At 32.6% G+C, this 16,377-nt stretch carries 18 protein-coding genes and 1 pseudogene; 7 read left to right on the top strand and 12 right to left on the bottom strand.

All coding sequences use genetic code 11. The annotated features are described in order from the left end of the window. Nucleotides 1-91 precede the first annotated feature (91 nt). A pseudogene (thiH, locus tag QE431_RS02320) lies at nucleotides 92-1,220 on the top strand (2-iminoacetate synthase ThiH). Nucleotides 1,221-1,268: 48 nt separating this feature from the next. Continuing rightward, nucleotides 1,269-1,979 carry a HesA/MoeB/ThiF family protein gene (locus QE431_RS02315; RefSeq protein ID WP_307292170.1) on the top strand — a complete coding sequence of 237 codons (711 nt, stop codon included), beginning with the start codon at nucleotides 1,269-1,271 and terminating at the stop codon, nucleotides 1,977-1,979. On the opposite strand, the gene QE431_RS02310 is transcribed toward QE431_RS02315, so the two are convergent. The 4 genes from QE431_RS02310 to QE431_RS02295 all read right to left on the bottom strand — a co-directional run bounded on the left by QE431_RS02310 (nucleotide 1,976) and on the right by QE431_RS02295 (nucleotide 4,857). Beyond that, the gene (locus QE431_RS02310; protein WP_307292169.1) at nucleotides 1,976-2,770 is read right to left on the bottom strand and encodes an MOSC domain-containing protein; all 795 of its coding nucleotides are present in this window, start codon (nucleotides 2,768-2,770) and stop codon (nucleotides 1,976-1,978) included. The genes QE431_RS02315 and QE431_RS02310 overlap by 4 nt on opposite strands. A 2-nt stretch (nucleotides 2,771-2,772) precedes the next feature. Beyond that, nucleotides 2,773-3,411 carry a leucyl/phenylalanyl-tRNA--protein transferase gene (gene aat / locus QE431_RS02305; protein ID WP_307292168.1) on the bottom strand — a complete coding sequence of 213 codons (639 nt, stop codon included), beginning with the start codon at nucleotides 3,409-3,411 and terminating at the stop codon, nucleotides 2,773-2,775. Between the two features lie 167 nt (nucleotides 3,412-3,578). Continuing rightward, nucleotides 3,579-3,950: a DUF3127 domain-containing protein gene (locus tag QE431_RS02300; protein WP_307292166.1), complete on the bottom strand. Its 372-nt coding sequence runs from the start codon at nucleotides 3,948-3,950 to the stop codon at nucleotides 3,579-3,581. A 31-nt stretch (nucleotides 3,951-3,981) separates the two neighbouring features. Beyond that, nucleotides 3,982-4,857: a flavin reductase family protein gene (locus QE431_RS02295; RefSeq protein ID WP_307292165.1), complete on the bottom strand. Its 876-nt coding sequence runs from the start codon at nucleotides 4,855-4,857 to the stop codon at nucleotides 3,982-3,984. A gap of 160 nt (nucleotides 4,858-5,017) precedes the next feature. Here QE431_RS02295 and QE431_RS02290 point away from each other — a divergent pair, with 160 nt between their 5' ends. Further along, complete coding sequence (locus tag QE431_RS02290; protein WP_307292163.1) at nucleotides 5,018-6,169, top strand: HAMP domain-containing sensor histidine kinase; 1,152 nt, start codon at nucleotides 5,018-5,020, stop codon at nucleotides 6,167-6,169. 112 nt (nucleotides 6,170-6,281) lie between these two features. Here QE431_RS02290 and QE431_RS02285 read toward each other — a convergent pair whose 3' ends face one another. Both QE431_RS02285 and greA read right to left on the bottom strand, forming a co-directional pair. Continuing rightward, nucleotides 6,282-6,671, bottom strand: a complete 390-nt coding sequence (locus QE431_RS02285) for an HIT family protein (protein ID WP_057117493.1) — start codon at nucleotides 6,669-6,671, stop codon at nucleotides 6,282-6,284. A gap of 68 nt (nucleotides 6,672-6,739) precedes the next feature. After that, complete coding sequence (gene greA / locus QE431_RS02280) at nucleotides 6,740-7,216, bottom strand: transcription elongation factor GreA (RefSeq protein ID WP_057117494.1); 477 nt, start codon at nucleotides 7,214-7,216, stop codon at nucleotides 6,740-6,742. 156 nt (nucleotides 7,217-7,372) lie between these two features. Between greA and QE431_RS02275 the strand changes: the two genes are divergently transcribed. Then, a complete protein-coding gene (locus QE431_RS02275; protein ID WP_057117495.1) occupies nucleotides 7,373-7,789 on the top strand; it encodes a hypothetical protein in 417 nt (138 codons plus the stop codon). A 47-nt stretch (nucleotides 7,790-7,836) separates the two neighbouring features. Here the strand turns inward: QE431_RS02275 and QE431_RS02270 are convergent, their stop codons facing one another. The 5 genes from QE431_RS02270 to QE431_RS02250 form a co-directional block, all read right to left on the bottom strand. Continuing rightward, nucleotides 7,837-9,999, bottom strand: coding sequence for a TonB-dependent receptor (locus QE431_RS02270; RefSeq protein WP_307292159.1), 2,163 nt, complete (start codon nucleotides 9,997-9,999; stop codon nucleotides 7,837-7,839). Nucleotides 10,000-10,269: 270 nt separating this feature from the next. Next, the gene (gene arfB / locus QE431_RS02265) at nucleotides 10,270-10,671 is read right to left on the bottom strand and encodes an alternative ribosome rescue aminoacyl-tRNA hydrolase ArfB (RefSeq protein ID WP_281867348.1); all 402 of its coding nucleotides are present in this window, start codon (nucleotides 10,669-10,671) and stop codon (nucleotides 10,270-10,272) included. 1 nt (nucleotide 10,672) lies between these two features. Beyond that, the gene (locus QE431_RS02260; RefSeq protein ID WP_307292156.1) at nucleotides 10,673-12,787 is read right to left on the bottom strand and encodes a DUF4301 family protein; all 2,115 of its coding nucleotides are present in this window, start codon (nucleotides 12,785-12,787) and stop codon (nucleotides 10,673-10,675) included. Further along, nucleotides 12,751-13,371 carry a nicotinamide riboside transporter PnuC gene (pnuC, locus tag QE431_RS02255; protein WP_057117499.1) on the bottom strand — a complete coding sequence of 207 codons (621 nt, stop codon included), beginning with the start codon at nucleotides 13,369-13,371 and terminating at the stop codon, nucleotides 12,751-12,753. The genes QE431_RS02260 and pnuC overlap by 37 nt, the downstream gene beginning before the upstream one ends. Before the next feature lie 32 nt (nucleotides 13,372-13,403). Then, a complete protein-coding gene (locus QE431_RS02250; protein WP_307292154.1) occupies nucleotides 13,404-14,135 on the bottom strand; it encodes a geranylgeranylglyceryl/heptaprenylglyceryl phosphate synthase in 732 nt (243 codons plus the stop codon). A gap of 86 nt (nucleotides 14,136-14,221) precedes the next feature. Between QE431_RS02250 and QE431_RS02245 the strand changes: the two genes are divergently transcribed. The 3 genes from QE431_RS02245 to QE431_RS02235 all read left to right on the top strand — a co-directional run bounded on the left by QE431_RS02245 (nucleotide 14,222) and on the right by QE431_RS02235 (nucleotide 15,582). Then, nucleotides 14,222-14,818 carry a Crp/Fnr family transcriptional regulator gene (locus QE431_RS02245; protein ID WP_307292153.1) on the top strand — a complete coding sequence of 199 codons (597 nt, stop codon included), beginning with the start codon at nucleotides 14,222-14,224 and terminating at the stop codon, nucleotides 14,816-14,818. Between the two features lie 81 nt (nucleotides 14,819-14,899). Next, entirely contained in the window at nucleotides 14,900-15,187 is a 288-nt protein-coding gene (locus QE431_RS02240) for a hypothetical protein (RefSeq protein WP_057117502.1), read from the top strand. Beyond that, nucleotides 15,184-15,582 carry a group III truncated hemoglobin gene (locus QE431_RS02235; protein WP_307292150.1) on the top strand — a complete coding sequence of 133 codons (399 nt, stop codon included), beginning with the start codon at nucleotides 15,184-15,186 and terminating at the stop codon, nucleotides 15,580-15,582. The genes QE431_RS02240 and QE431_RS02235 overlap by 4 nt, the downstream gene beginning before the upstream one ends. 99 nt (nucleotides 15,583-15,681) lie before the next feature. Here QE431_RS02235 and QE431_RS02230 read toward each other — a convergent pair whose 3' ends face one another. Then, nucleotides 15,682-16,332 carry a 4'-phosphopantetheinyl transferase superfamily protein gene (locus QE431_RS02230; RefSeq protein ID WP_307292149.1) on the bottom strand — a complete coding sequence of 217 codons (651 nt, stop codon included), beginning with the start codon at nucleotides 16,330-16,332 and terminating at the stop codon, nucleotides 15,682-15,684. Nucleotides 16,333-16,377 lie beyond the last annotated feature (45 nt).

Here is a 16,377-nt window from a genome sequence, read left to right as displayed (position 1 = left end):
TTGTCAAAGACAAGAACTCAAAGCTTAGCGATCTTTGCGTATTCTTAGCGCGCTTTGCGTTAAAAAACTTTTGCAGTAAAACTAAACTCACATGAATACTTTTAAATCTATTTTTGAGCAATATAATTGGGATGAAATCCAATCCAAGATATATAAAACCACGTCAAAAGATGTTGAACGCACTTTGGCTAAAACCAAATACAATCTCGAGGATTTTTTGATTTTGATTTCTCCAATTGCTCAAAATTATTTAGAGCAAATGGCACAAAAATGCCATGAAATCACCAAAAAACGCTTCGGGAAAACGATTCAAATGTATGCACCGTTGTATTTGAGCAACGAATGCCAGAACATTTGTACCTATTGTGGATTTAGTCTAGACAATAAAATCAAAAGAAAAACGCTGACTGATGCTGAGATAGAACTAGAAGTTGAAGCCTTAAAAAACACTGGCTTTGACCATGTTTTACTGGTGACAGGCGAAGCTAATTATACCGTAAACATTAACTACTTTCTAAATGCAATTGACTTGATTCGAAAAGATTTTTCGATTATTTCTGTTGAAGTCCAGCCGCTTTCAACAGAAGATTATGAACGTCTGCATAAAGCTGGAGTTTATTCGGTTTTGGTTTATCAGGAAACTTATCATCAGGAAGTTTACAAAAAATATCATACGAAAGGGAAAAAAATCAAATTTCGATTACAGATTAGAAACTCCAGATAGAATAGGTTCTGCAGGAATTCATAAAATTGGCTTGGGTGTTTTATTAGGTTTAGAAGATTGGCGAACGGACAGCTTCTTTAATGCTTTACATTTAGATTATCTTCAAAAAAAATATTGGCAGACTAAATATTCGGTTTCGTTTCCACGTCTCCGCCCTGCAGAAGGAATTATTGAACCTAATTTTATCATGGATGATAAAGATCTGACGCAGTTAATCTGCGCCTATCGTTTATGGAATGAGGATTTAGAAATTTCTATTTCAACTCGTGAGAACGAGAAATTCAGAAACAATATAATTCCAATTGGCGTTACGAGCATGAGTGCTGGTTCTAAAACAAATCCGGGTGGTTATGTTGTTGATCCGCAGTCTTTGGAACAATTCGAAATCAGTGATGAACGTTCTGCAGAAGAAATTTCAAAAATCATAAAAATGAAAGGTTACGAACCCGTTTGGAAAGATTGGGATAGAAGTTATATTTCAGATTTTAGAGTTTAGATTTCAGATTTTTTTGCACTACTATTCATCAATCTAAAATTAAAAAAAATGAGTATAATACAAGAATTTCTTCGTTACAACAGGCAAACTATTCTGCCTGAAATTGGTGATGAGGGACAAGAAAAATTAAAAAAAGCTAAAGTTTTAGTAATTGGCGCAGGCGGTTTGGGTTGCCCGATTTTACAATACATTGCAACTGCAGGAGTTGGTTTTATTGGAATCATGGATTTTGACACCATTGAAATTCATAATCTGCACAGACAGATTTTATATACCGAAAATGAAATTGGCCAGCACAAAGCAGCTGTGGCAAAAGATGTAGTTTCTAAATTAAATCCGTTGATTGAAGCTGTTGCTATTAATGAAAAATTAACTGCTGAAAATGCCTCAAAAATTATCGAACAATTTGATATTATTGTAGATGGTTCTGATAATTTTTCGACTCGTTATTTGATCAATGATACTTGTGTTCAGCTTAAAAAGCCATTAGTTTATGGAAGCATTTTAAGGTTTGAAGGACAAATTGCGATTTTCAATCATAAAGAAAGTAAAAATCTTCGTGATTTATTTCCAGAAATGCCAGATCCAGAAGATGTTCCTAATTGCAATTTGAATGGCGTTTTAGGAACATTGCCTGGAATTATTGGTAATATGATGGCTCATGAAACCTTAAAATTGATTCTAGAATTACCAACTTTAAAAAATGAATTGATAATTTTTAATACTTTAAACTGGAATTTTACAAAGCTGAATTTCTAAAATACAACCTCATCGCCAACACTAATAATTCCGTTATTTAAACTCACAATATTAGTTCCAAATAAAACTGAATTGTCTACATTTCTGTATTTGCTTAAAGTCTTGAGAGGCTCTTTTTTCAAACGTCCATTTTGAGGATCATTGTTAACCATAATACATCTGCCGCAAGGTTTTATGTTTTTAAACTGAACTTCTCCAATGGTAAAAGTCTTAAAATCATCTTCTTCATGAGGATTTTCACTACTTATTACAATATTGGGACGAAATCTCAAAACAGTAATTTTATCTTCTAATTTTTCATTTAAAAAATCTAAACTCTTTGTCCCAATTAACAAATATGGATACCCATCGGCAAGACTTACATTGAAGGTTTCTTTTAGTCTGGAGCTTTCATGTTTGCGGCCTCCGTTTTTTATAATTTTTACCAATTTACATTCAAATCCCAAATGTTGGCTGAACCATTTTGAAGTTTCATAATTTACTTCAACAACTTCGCTTTTATCATCCCAAACATTTACTTCCAACAAATTTTCCAAATGCTCATCGATAGAAAATTCATGTTTTTGATCTTGAAAAGTTATACTGATTTTGCCATCTGAAATTTGCGGGTAAAACTGGCTCATAATGCGATGCTCTCTTTGCGTTAGCATTTGATTTTCGGCATCGATTAGCATCCATCGGCGGTCATTTTCAAATCCCATTTCTTCTGCAAAAGCAGATTTACAGCTTATTCCAGCCAGACTTTTTATCGGATAGATATAAATTTCTTTTACACTATAAACGACACTCATTTTTACTTACTTTTTAAAATGGACATAAATTCTTCACGATCAATTTCGCGACAGCCTAAACTCTCTAAATGTGGATTATAAACTTGACAATCGAGTAATTTATAATTTTCTTTTTGCAAATATAAAGCTAAAGTAATAAAAGCTGTTTTTGAGGCATTTGAAACTTTAGAAAACATGCTTTCTCCACAAAAAACATGTCCCAGATCAATTCCGTACAAACCTCCAACTAAAATATCATCCTGCCAAACCTCAACAGATTTCGCAATTCCGTCTTCATTTAATTTGCAATAAGCATCGATCATATCGTTTGATATCCAAGTTCCGTTTTGACCGTCACGTTTTATCTGCTGGCAATTTAAAATTACTTCTTTGAAATTTTTATTAAAAGTAACCTTAAACATTTTCCGATTTAAGATATTCCGCATGCTTTTGGATATTATCAATTCATCAAAAAATAATACCATTCTCGGATCTGGTGCCCACCAAAGAATGGGTTCTCCTTCATTAAACCACGGGAAAATACCACTTTTATAAGCCAATTGTAAACGTTCTGGACTGAGATCGCCTCCAATAGCCAAAACACCTTCTTCATCTGCTTCTGTAACTGGCGGAAAAAATAAATCTTTGAATAAATAGTACATTTTTTTAAATAATCAATTTTGAAAAAATTCTAAATTCCAAACTTCTGCAGCATTGTCATTTTCACTTAAGAATAAATAACAAAAGAGCTCAAAAATTAAAATTCCAAATTCCAAAACATAGCGATGAATTGGAATTTGGAATTTCAAATATTTAAATTTAAACGTTCTTAGAACGGTAAATCGTCTGGTTCGTCTTCGTTTAAGTTTGCTGCTGGAGCAAAAGTTTCTGCTGTTGGCATTGGCGGCGCTTGCGTAGGTGCAGCATCTGCTAATCTTTCGATTCTCCAACCTTGAATACTATTGAAATATCTAGTTTCTCCTTGTGGATTAACCCATTCTCTTCCTCTTAAATTGATAGAAACTTTTACTGCCTCTCCTTGTTTATAGCTACTCAACAAATCGCATTTATCTTGTGTAAATTCGATTAAAATATGTTGTGGATACTGTTCCTCAGTAGTAACAACTAATTCTCTTTTTTTGAATGAGGCACTAACTTGCTGCTCTGGGTTAACCACTTTTACTTTTCCTGTAACTTCCATCTTCGTCTATATTAATTATTGTTTCTTTCTTTTATTTTTTTGCTAAAAGTACTTTCCAAGCCGACTCAACGTCACCATTGTCGAGATATTTTTTGGCTTCTAAGTGTATTTTTTTCTGGTCATCTGAACTTAAAACTCCTTTGACAGAAAAATTTTCTTTCACAAATATACTAACTTCTTCTTTTGTAGGCAAGGCTTCAATGTTGCCTAATTTACCTAAATCATTTCCATCAAAAACAGGACTTGCTTTTACAAAATCTGGTATAGCATCTACTCCTACTCCCAGTGTTGTCAATGGTTTTGCGACTTCAAAAAGTCCTTGATTTGATCTTGAATACCAGTTATTTCCTAACCTCGATACCAAATCAATTTTATGCTGATCTATTGCGCCGTTCTCGTCTAAAATTGATTCATGAATGTGAATTTTTACGACTTCACACAAAATTAAATTTCCTGCCCCGCCTTCTTCTCCTAACGGAATAATCTGAGTTACCTTGCATTCAAATTGAACTGGAGATTCTTTTACACGATATGGTTTTACTAAATCTGAAGGAATCTGCGTTAGACCGGCTTTTATGAATTCGTTTACTCCGTCTCCATATTCTGTGCTTGCTAAAGACGTCTGTTGTACTAAGTTGTAATTTACAACATTTATAACAACTTCTCGAGTTGCTTCGGCATTAATTAAAGTATGTTTGATGGTATTATCACGAACGCGGCGTGACGGTGAGAAAACCAATATTGGCGGATTAGCACTAAAAACGTTAAAGAAACTAAACGGTGAGAGGTTCGGAATTCCTTTTTCACTGATTGTACTTGCAAAAGCAATTGGTCTGGGACCAATCGCACTCTGCAGATAGCCCTGCAGCTTTGCCGTTGGAATCTCTTTTGGATTAATACTGATCATACTTTTTGATTTAAAACCAAATCTCATTTTGGTACCTGCAAAAGTATTGAAATGGTTTAATTATGAGAAATTGTTTTGCAGATAAAACAAAAAAACTTTCGCCAGTCGCAAAATATAAAATGTGTATATTTCGTTATATTTATACCACAAAATAATTGATATGTCTTTTTCTGAAAGAACAAATACAACTCGCTGGATTATCATTTCCTTCTGCTTTATCATCATTTCTCTAATCCTTTGGAATACTTATACTTTCTTCCAAATATTTAAAAATGAGGAGCGTTTAAAAATGAAACTTTTTGTAAATGCGCAAATTACAATTGTGAATGCAAACGAAAATACTGATGTAGAACTTCCGCTTCAAATCATCAACAACAATACTTCTATTCCGGCTATAGTTATTTTGTACGACAAAGTGGTAAGTGCGACAAATGTTCCCGATGAAATTCTTAGTAACAAGAAAAAAAGAGCAGCCTATTTGAATAAATTAAGAAATGAAAATGAGCCTATAACTTTTGAATATGCTCCCGGGAAATACCAGACGTTGTACTATGGAAATTCAGGATTACTTAATAAACTCAAATATTATCCAATTGCTTTATTTCTTATTATTGTTTTATGTGTTGCTTTAATTTATAATTTTTACAAAAGCACTAAAATGGCGACCCAAAACAAACTTTGGGCTGGAATGGCTAAAGAAACTGCACACCAGATTGGCACACCATTGTCTTCATTAATTGGTTGGGTCGAAATATTAAAAACCGAAGAGATTGATCCTTCTATCAGTATTGAAATAGAAAAAGACATAGAACGTCTGCAGACTATCACCGATCGTTTTTCTAAAATTGGATCTGTGCCAGTTCTAGAAAATCACAATATTGTAGAACAGACAAAAAATGCATATGAGTATCTTCAATCTCGATTTTCGAAACAGGTTGCTTTTTCTTTTGAAGCTCCAAAAGAACCAATTTTTGCTATGATAAATCCAACATTACACAGCTGGACAATTGAAAATTTGGTCAAAAATGCTATTGATGCCATGAAAGGAAAAGGAACTTTAGATCTTAAAATTGAACAAGATGCTTTTAATGTAAAAATTAATGTGAAAGATTCTGGAACAGGAATTTCTAAAAAACAATTTAAAACCATTTTTGAACCAGGTTTCACAACCAAAAAGCGCGGCTGGGGACTTGGTCTTTCTTTAACGAAAAGAATTGTTGAAGAATACCATAATGGGAACATAAAGGTATTACAGTCTGAAATAGGAAAAGGAACTACTTTTCAAATCTTATTAAATAAAAAAGTGCAGTAAAAATAATTTACTGCACTTTTTATTATCTGTTTTGTCAGACTAAGCGAAGTCGAAGTCTGCGGCTCGCTCTTAAAACGAACTTATACTTCTTTGCCAGACATTCGTGAAAACATTATAAATTCGATTGAATATCTTTTGCTAATGCTTCAAATTCTTCTTTAGAAAGAGAAACTTTATTTTGAAAACGCATTTCATCCATTTCGTTTAACGGAATTAAATGTACGTGTGCATGAGGCACTTCAAGTCCAACAACTGCTATTCCGATTCTCTTGCATGGAACTGTTTTTTCTAAGGCTGCTGCTATTTTTTTAGAAAATTTCATTAAGCCTAAATAATCTTCTTCTTCCATATCAAAAATCTTATCGATTTCTTGTTTCGGAATGCAAAGCGTATGTCCCTTAGCATTTGGATTTACATCTAAAAAAGCCAAATATTTATCATCTTCAGCAATTTTGTATGCAGGAATTTCTCCGTTTACTATTTTAGTGAATATTGAACTCATGGTTTTTTGGGTTAATCGTTTAACTGTTTATTCGTTTAACCGATTTAACGATTACACTTTTAAAAAAATTAGTCTCTTGAGATTTCAAGAATTTCAAATTTCAAAATTCCGTTTGGAACTGTAATTTCTGCTACTTCTCCAACAGACTTTCCTAATAACCCTTTTCCGATAGGAGATGTTACAGAGATTTTTCCTGTTTTAAGATCTGCTTCACTTTCGGCAACTAGAGTATATTTCATCTCCATTCCGTTACTTTGATTTTTGATTTTTACATTAGACAAAACCAAAACCTTAGAAACATCTAATTGAGATTCATCTATTAATCTTGCATTTGCATATACTTCTTCCAATTTAGAAATTCTCATTTCTAATAAACCTTGTGCTTCTTTTGCTGCATCATATTCCGCGTTTTCAGACAAATCACCTTTATCTCTTGCGTCTGCAATATCTTGAGATGCCTTAGGACGCATTACACTTTTTAAATGCTCCAATTCATCTTTTAACTTTTTTAGTCCTTCTGCTGTATAATAAGATACTTTACTCATAACTTCATCGTTTATATAAATACAAAAAATCCCATCGCGACGGGATTTTCTTACCACAAATATACTATAATTTTTAATAGTACATAATTATATGTTAATCATATAGATTTCAAATCTAAATAAATTATTTTTGTTTCACTAATTCTTATTAAAATAATGAAAAAAATCTGGTTCTTTATCGCACTATCTGCTGTATTATTCTCATGCAGCGACAACAACAGGAGCAATAACAATCCTTACATTCCTAATTATTCTATAAATGCGTATTTGGATACCAATCTTCCAACTTACAATAAATTGATCTATCCGAGCAATCCTGTTTATGTTGCTAACTACGGCGCAAAAGGAATTATTGTAATGAAAACTGGTGAAGGAACTTACACCGCTTTTGATGCTGCATGCCCAAACCAGGCGCTTACATCATGTACCGCCATGACTATTGATGGAATTTATGCCGTTTGTTCGTGCGATAAGACTCAATATAATTTATTTACAGGACTGGGAGGAAAAGAATATCCGATGAAGCAATATCGTGTAGAGTCTTCTGGAAGTGTAGTTCACGTATACAATTAAAAAAAAGCCTGAAATTATTTTCAGGCTTTTTTTTGCATTTAACTCAATTAGAATTTCAGATTTAACCCAATTAAGAAATTGGTTCCTGCCTGCGGATAATAGTATGGATAAATATCCCACATAGCTCCGTTTGAAACATATTTTTTGTCGAAAATATTATTAACCAATGCTGTAATCGTAATTGATTTAAAAATAGAATTTGGTTTTATTTCGTAGGAAGCATTAAAGTCATTTACAAAATAATCTGCCAACTTAGCTGCAGGAAGTTCAATATTGTTCATGTACTGCTCTCCAACGTATTTTTGCAATAGTGAAAGATATAATCCTTCAATAGGTTTATACACAATTACATTTCCTGCAATAACTTCTGGAGAATATGCAATTTTAGTTGTTCCGTAGTATTCCCCTTCAACAGCTAAATCAACATTTTTATTGCTGCTCAAAGTAAAGTTTGGTCTTAAAGTAAATCTATCAGTAATCGCAATTGTTGCATCAAATTCGAAACCTAAACGATAACTTTTTTCTGTATTGGCACGAATTGGCGCACCAACATCATCAAGTCTTCCCGTTAAAATCAATTGATCTCTATATCCCATATAATACAGATTAGAATTCAATTGAAATTTTTCTGAATTAAATCTCCATCCCAGCTCAAAATCATTAAGTTTCTCTGGTTTTACATTTCCACCTTCATAATCGGTTCTGTTTGGCTCACGATTACCTCTGGCATAAGAAAAGTACAAAGTGTTTTTTTCATTGAAAGCATAATTCAAACCCGCTTTTGGATTAAAAAAGTTGAAGTTATCATCTACCAAACCTGTTTCTGCACTATTCGCTTTATACTTCACATTTCTGTATTGTAAATCTCCGTAGAAACTCAATTCTTCTGTAAATTGATAATTTGCTTTAGCAAAAATATTTCCATCAGTCTTAGTAGAAAAATCATCATAATAATGATCTCCTAATTCAGATTGCGAAGCGTATCTCGCCCAGATTACTTTTCCGTAGTGGTCTCCTTCATATTTATTCCAGCCTCCGCCAATAATTACATCTAATTTTTCTTCTTTATATTTTGCCGAAAAAGTTGTCCCGTAAAAATCATTATCCAACCATTTCTGACGCACTAAATCTGTTGTTGTTACAGCTCCAACTGGATTCAGATTATAATCAGACATATCTGCATCTTCCTTATAATTTTCGTAATAACCTTTCCCTTTTGTGTAATGTAATGCAAAATTCGTACTCCATTTATCAGAAATTGATTCGCTCCAATGCAGTTGATAATGGTCTTGTTTATAATTGTCTGTTTCATTATCATAAAAACGAATATTTCCGGCTTCGTCTGTATATTTACCTGCTGAGTTATAAGTACGATCTGTATTTAAAGTTTCGGCATCAATACCGTTCCAAGATTGATACGTTTTTTCAGTTCCTCCAAAAACCAAAGCTTTAATTAAAGTTGTTTTACCAACATAAGTTCCCTGCAGGAAATACGATTTTAAATCAGAACTTGCACGATCAATATATCCTTGTGATTTTATGGCAGATAAACGTCCTGCGATTTCGAAATGGTCATTTAATAACCCAGTACTAAATTTTACCGTATTTTTTATGGTATTGAATGAACCAGCAGAGCTTGAAATTTCACCTGTTGCTTTTCTTGCATAACTATCTGTCAGCATGTTTAAACTAGCACCAAAAGCACCTGCTCCATTTGTAGATGTTCCAACTCCACGCTGTAATTGAAGACTTTCAACAGAAGAAGCAAAATCGGGCATGTTTACCCAAAAAGTTCCTTGACTTTCAGCATCATTGTATGGAATTCCGTTTATAGTTACGTTTACACGTGTAGCATCGCTTCCACGCACTCGTATTCCTGTATAACCTACTCCGTTTCCAGCATCAGAAGTTGTTACAACTGATGGAAGATAATTCATTAAAACAGGAATATCTTGTCCTAAGTTTCTATATTTAATTTCTTTTTTATCCATATTACTAAAACTTACTGGAGTTTTTGTAGTAACGCGAACTGCAGAAACCAGAACCTCATCAAGAGAATTTACTTTGGTAGAATCTTGCTGTTGCGCAAAAGAAAAAAGAGAATAGAAAAAAGAGAATAGAAGAAATAAAATAGATTTGGTTCTGCTCATTTTTTGAACCTTGGAACCTTTGCAACTTAGTACCTCAGTACCTTTAAAGATAGTTTTCATCTGTAAAAAAATTACAAATAAAAGGGGGAATTATTCTTTTGTTAAATTAATAAATGTGTTTCACGACAATATAAAGTGTGCACGCTTAGAATTGTCGTTTTTTCCCTTAGCAACATTACTCGCTCAGGTTCTTTGGGTATGATCTCAGCTCGTTATTTGGAGCACCCCTTTGAGACAGTGCAAATATAGAAAAGTATTAAGACAAATGTATAAAGTATCAAGATTTAGTTTGAGATCTATTTCTTAGTACTTAATTCTCCAATCTTAATACTAAAAATCAGGTTTTCTTCTTGATTGTTTAAGATCCGAAACGTTCTTTTTATCTTTAATTCTCTTTTTAATTACTGATTTCGGAACTTTTGTAGCTTTTCTGACCTTAGGAACATAAAGTCCTTTTTTTATTAACTCTAGAAATCTCTTTATAACAATTTCTTTGTTTTTTAACTGACTTCTATCTTCATCACAATTTAAAATCAAGATATTTTCAGAAGTTAAACGAGTTGATAAATTGTCTTTTAAAAGTATTTTTTCTTCATCAGACAAAGCTTGAGAATTATCTAAATCAAAACTCAAAACTACCTTTGACGAAACTTTATTTACGTTTTGTCCGCCGGCGCCACTGCTCCGAACGGCTTTAAAGCCCAACTCTGATATGATTTTTTCTGTATCCATTTTATTGTGGCTGATGCGCTGCTTTCAATAAATCATTTACTGTTTTTACAGGATTAAAAGTAATTAAAGGAACTGCAACAAAAATAGTTAACCAATTTGCCATCGATCCGTTCCATAATCCTGGAAGTTCATAACTTTTTACTGGTTTTCCTTCAACACTTTTTTCAACAATAAAACCAGATTTTTGATCAACAAATTGTTTTAGATCAAATTTTTCTCCCTTATAATTTTTAATTCCGCAAACCAAATCTACAGGATTAAAATGTGTTGCATCTTCTAAAATTTGGAGCTGCCTTTTGTTTGCTAAATCGACCTGTGATGTTTCTACAATTTGCAATGAAACTTCACCTTTTTCATTCATCACCCAAAATGGTCCGCCGCCAGGTTCACCTTCGTTTCTAACCATTCCGCAAACTCTGATCGGACGGTCTAATAGTTCTTTGATTTTAGCAAGTTTATTTTCAAAAGTAAATTTATTAAAATCGCTAGTCATTTGAATATTTAACTTTTGGATTAAAACATCCACAATTTCAACCAGATCATTTTCTGTCACTTCTCCTTTTTCAATTTTTCTTAAATAATCAAACACTTTCTGTTGGACCTCGATCAAAATACCACCTAAAGCCTTTTTATACAATGTAATTTTATCGATATGATTTTGAATTACGTTGTCTATATTTTTAATAAAAATGATATCAGAATCCAGATTATTCAGATTTTCAATTAAGGCACCATGCCCTCCAGGTCTAAAAACCAAACTTCCATTACTATTATGAACAATTTTGTTTTGTATGTCTACATTAATAGAGTCTGTACTTTTATTTTGATAAGAATATGCAATATTAATAGTAGTGCCAGATTCCTTTTCAATTTTTTCTTTAACCTGATCAATTGCTGTTTCAAACAGATCTTGATGCATTTCTGAAACCGTAAAATGTAAATTGGAGACATTGTTTGCAGTTGCATAATGCACACACTCGTTCAAATGTTCTTCTATTGGATTCGCAATATGTGTTTTATATAAATGAAAAGGCAAAACAGCTTTAGGCTTATTTGCTGCATTAAGATAATCTGAAGATAATAATACTTGTATAAAGTAATAGTTTTTATAATCTCTTTCTAAAGTCTCGAAATCTGGATAAAGCTCTCGTAATTTTTTATCAATAGTTTTGAAGAAAGGAAATTTCTCCATGCCAACAATAAAAATAGCAAGTTCTTTATCTTTTTTTCTGTTGATATAAGCATTTATTGTTTCTTTCTGAATGTCGAAATCATTTAAAAAAGCTGTTAAAAATTTAAACATCCTAGTAGCTGCACCAGAAGCAGGAACAAACTTTTTAATTTTTAGATTTTCTTTATGATTGTCAAAAAAAGCTGCTTTTTCTTCAAACTCAGTTTGAGATAAACTTAAAATACCGTTGTTGATTGTTGCAGGACTTATTAAACTACTTTTTGCTATTCCATTTTTGAATATATCTAATTGTTTTAGAATATTTTCAAAAGGAATACCATGATTATATATCTCAACAAAATCCTCAGATGATAATCCTTTATCTTTAGCTAATGCTAAATTATCAATAATTGAAATCGCTTTTTTTAAACGGCTCTCTTTATCTCCAGATAATGTAATAAACGGCTTTTTAGTATCAATCAAAGTTTGTTTGAAAACAGAAAAAACTGTTTCTCTTCCTTCTGGGGTATCTCGAATATCATCTTTCTCCCAAGGAACATCAATATCTGTTAAAAAGAATAAATCGTATTCGTGTTTCAAAGCGGCTTCATTTAGAAGCGGATCACAAAAACCATAATACATTTCAGAAAAAACTTTTGTTACCATCAAATTGGTATCACAAAACAGGTATTTATTTGCTGAAGCTAGTTTTTGATTTTCTAATGCAGTCTGACCATAAGCAATTGGCATCATATCATCTGCAACACAGATATGCTTATTTTCTTCCCACTTTTCTTGTAGATAATCACGTGCAAATTCTGGAACCCATTCGGTTTCGTAATATTCTGCAAGCTGTTTTGCCAATGTGGTTTTACCTGTACTTTCAGGTCCAAATAAAGCAATTTTTATTATAGTTGTTTTTTGCTGTCTAAGATCTTTCTCCATTCTAAATAAGCTGAAATAGCCAAAATTGTAAAAATTATATATTGAAGTGACAACATTCCTAAGCCGCGATAAGCATAGAGAGGTACAACAATAATATCACCAATAATCCAAAGTGTCCAGTTTTCTATTTTTTTTCTGGCCATGTACCACATTCCCGCAAAAAATATTCCAGACGAAATCATGTCGACATAATTGTCTGGTTTAATTTCGTAATCAAAATATTTATAAATTCCGAAAACTACAAAAACGGTAACAATAAACAGGAAGATTCCAATTATTTTTTCATTAAAAGTTGTACGAGTAATCGGCAGATTGTCTTCAACAGTTCCTCCTTTTGCCCAAACATACCACCCGTAAATACTCATTATTGAAAAATATGCATTAATAATCATATCTCCAATATAACCTGCGACATACAAAAGGTAAACTGAAATTACCGTTGCAATTAATCCTGTTGGGTAAACCCAAATATTTTCTTTTTTTGCCAACCAAACACTTAAAATACCAAAAACAAATACTAAAAACTCAAGAGCAATATGCCACAACGGCGCATTTTTATAACTATCAAGAAAAAAGTCAATCATTTTTGTGGTATTTAAAGGCGGTTAATTTTTTTTTATGAATCAAAAAAATGACTGTCATTTTCAAAAGCAGTTCCTATAACTACTAAATCTGCTCCAGCATTATAAGCTTGTTTAATTCCCTGCAAATCTACAATTCCTCCACCAACAATAACAGGAATTTCTATGTTTTGAGCAATCAGCGAAATCATTTCCAAAGGAACAGGCTTTTTTGCCCCGCTTCCTGCTTCTAAATAAATTAATTTGTTCCCGAGCATTTCACCGGCTTGTGCCGTGGCAAGAGCCAAATCAAAATTTTCACGGTTCATAGGTTCTGTTTTACTAACGCGCGCAACAGCTGTTTCATTGCCACTTTCTATTAAAATATAACCTGTCGAAATAACCTCAAGATTTGTCTTTTTTAGGATCGGTGCTGCCTGAACTTGATATTCTATTAAATAATCAGGATTTCTACCAGATAATAAAGATAGAAACAAAATAGCATCTGCCTGTGGCGAAATCTGCGAAGGATCTCCAGGAAATATTACAACCGGTAAATTTGCTTTTTGTTTTAACTGCGCAATTAAATCTTCTAAAATAGTGCTTTGAACTATGCTCCCTCCAACAAAAATATGGGTTGCAGGAGATTGATTTATTTTAAGCAATAAATGATCTAAGTTCTCCCACACAATTTTATCGGGATCCAGAAGTATAGCCAATAATTTTTGACCATTTTTCTTGGCTTCTAAAATTTGTTGATGGATCGTGATAAGTAATTTTTGTTCCATAATGGCTGTAAAAGTAAAAAGTTTTTAACGTAGAAGAACTATTATGAATGAATTATATTTGTAATGTCTTTGTTAAGAAACAATTTATGATCGCAGCTGAATTATTAGAGAAATATGGTGCAGTAAAAAAGTCTTTTGCAAAGGGTAAAATTATCTTTGAAGAAGGAAATCTGCCTGTGTATTACTATCAGATAGTTTCTGGCGAAATTAAAATGTGTAATTATAATGATGACGGACGAGAATTTATTCAGGGAATATTTTATAAAGAACAGTCTTTTGGCGAACCTCCATTATTTTTAAACCAAAAATATCCTGCCAATTCCATTGCTGTAGAAGACAGCCAGATTTTGCTTCTTCCCAAATCTAATTTCATGAAACTGCTGGAAGAGAATCCTGCTGTCAGCATTAAAATAATCAAAAACCTTGCGCAGCGATTGTACTATAAATCAGTTATGGCTGCGGAAATATCGACACATGAACCAGAACATAGGGTTTTAAAACTAATCGATCACGGAATTGCTTACTTTAATTTTCAAAAAGATAAAAATGGTTATCTGATTAATTTTACGAGACAGCAGATCGGAGATTTAACGGGTTTGCGTGTAGAAACCGTTATCAGAGCCATAAAAGCGCTTGAAAAAAAAGGCGAATTGAAGATTATAAACAGAAAAGTATACAGATAAAAAAGTTCTTGTTTTATGATTTAAATCATAAAATGCAGCGGTATTGTGACCGTACCTTTGTGGTATAAAAATCTCAATATCATGACACTATATCAAACAACCTTCGAAAATTTCAATAAAAGTTATATGGGTTCTGCTGCAATGGCTGTAATTGGTCAAAGCTGTTTAGGAGGCGCTGCGGCTATGTACGTTTTAGCTAATGGAACTTCTGTTTTTCAAATGATCCAGCTAGCTATTATAGTTTTAGCCTGTATCTTTGTAAACACTTCAATTTTGGCACAAATGAAACATAAAGTGGTTTTTAACCTTTTAATTCTGAGTGCATTTTTAAGTGTAGCATTTATTCTTTTAAACACTTTTATTCTGTGAAAAAACAAATAGAAAATAGAGCTGACATTGAATTTCTAGTCCATCAGTTCTACGATAAAATAAGAGCCGATCAAGAAATCGGCTTTTATTTTAATAAAATGATTACCGATTGGGATGCACATCTTGAAAAGCTAACCGATTTCTGGGAAACGAACTTATTTGCTGTACGCAAATACAAAGGAAATCCGCATGCGGTACACAATGAGGTTGACGCTCATTTTGATGAAAACATTACAGCAAACGAATTCGGAATCTGGCTGAATCACTGGGCGCTGACATTAGATGAACACTTTGAAGGTGAAAATGTCGAAACCTTAAAAAGACGCGCCCGAAAAATGAGTACTTTTCTTTATGTGAGTATGTTTCAGCACAGAAAAAAAGAAAGTGAGGCTTAATCCTCGTTCAACCTTACTATGATGGATTTAACAAATGAGATTGCTTCGTTCCTCGCAATGACTAAGCTGAAAACTGTCACTGAAAACTGCGACTAAAAACTACTTCTCAAAAGCATAAACCAAAGTAAAGGTTCCTTCAAAATTATCTGATTTGATTTCTTCGTAATGCACATCAAAATCTTTTACTAAATCATCAAAATGGAGACTGGACTCTGTTTGTTTTTTTTCTAAAGAAAAATCTTCAACTCTAATATGATCTTTAAAGCTGATTCCTTTTTCATTTCTGATTTTAAAGATTGCCTCTTTAGCGCCCCAAATAACGGTAAGCTTTTTAATATATTCTTCTGTAAATTTTGGCTCTAAATAATTGCATTCATAATCAGTAAATTTATCTGCAATTTTCTGAATTTTTTCGCGCTGCAATTCCATATCAATTCCTACGGTCTCATGACTTATAATTATTGCCGCAAAATGATATGAATGTGTAATTGAGATATAATTATGACAATCAAAATACGGTTTTCCGAATTCGTCATAATGCAAATCTTTATCTGTAAAACCCATTTCCTGAATCAGCATTCGAACACTCAAAAAAGCACGTTGATGCATTTGAGACTTCATTCCGTTCAATCTTTTTTGTGTCTTTTCTTTCAACACAACTTTGCTTAATAACTCTTCTAAAGATTCGGTTATTTCCCAAATTAAAATTTTAGTAGTTTCATTGAATTGTATGGTCTGAAATAGAGGCATTTCTTTTTTAATTGTAAATTATGAATGGTTAATTTTAAACCATAT

Source organism: Flavobacterium sp. SORGH_AS_0622 (assembly GCF_030818825.1).
GTDB lineage: Bacteria > Bacteroidota > Bacteroidia > Flavobacteriales > Flavobacteriaceae > Flavobacterium.
This window is presented reverse-complemented; position numbering and strand designations above follow the sequence as displayed.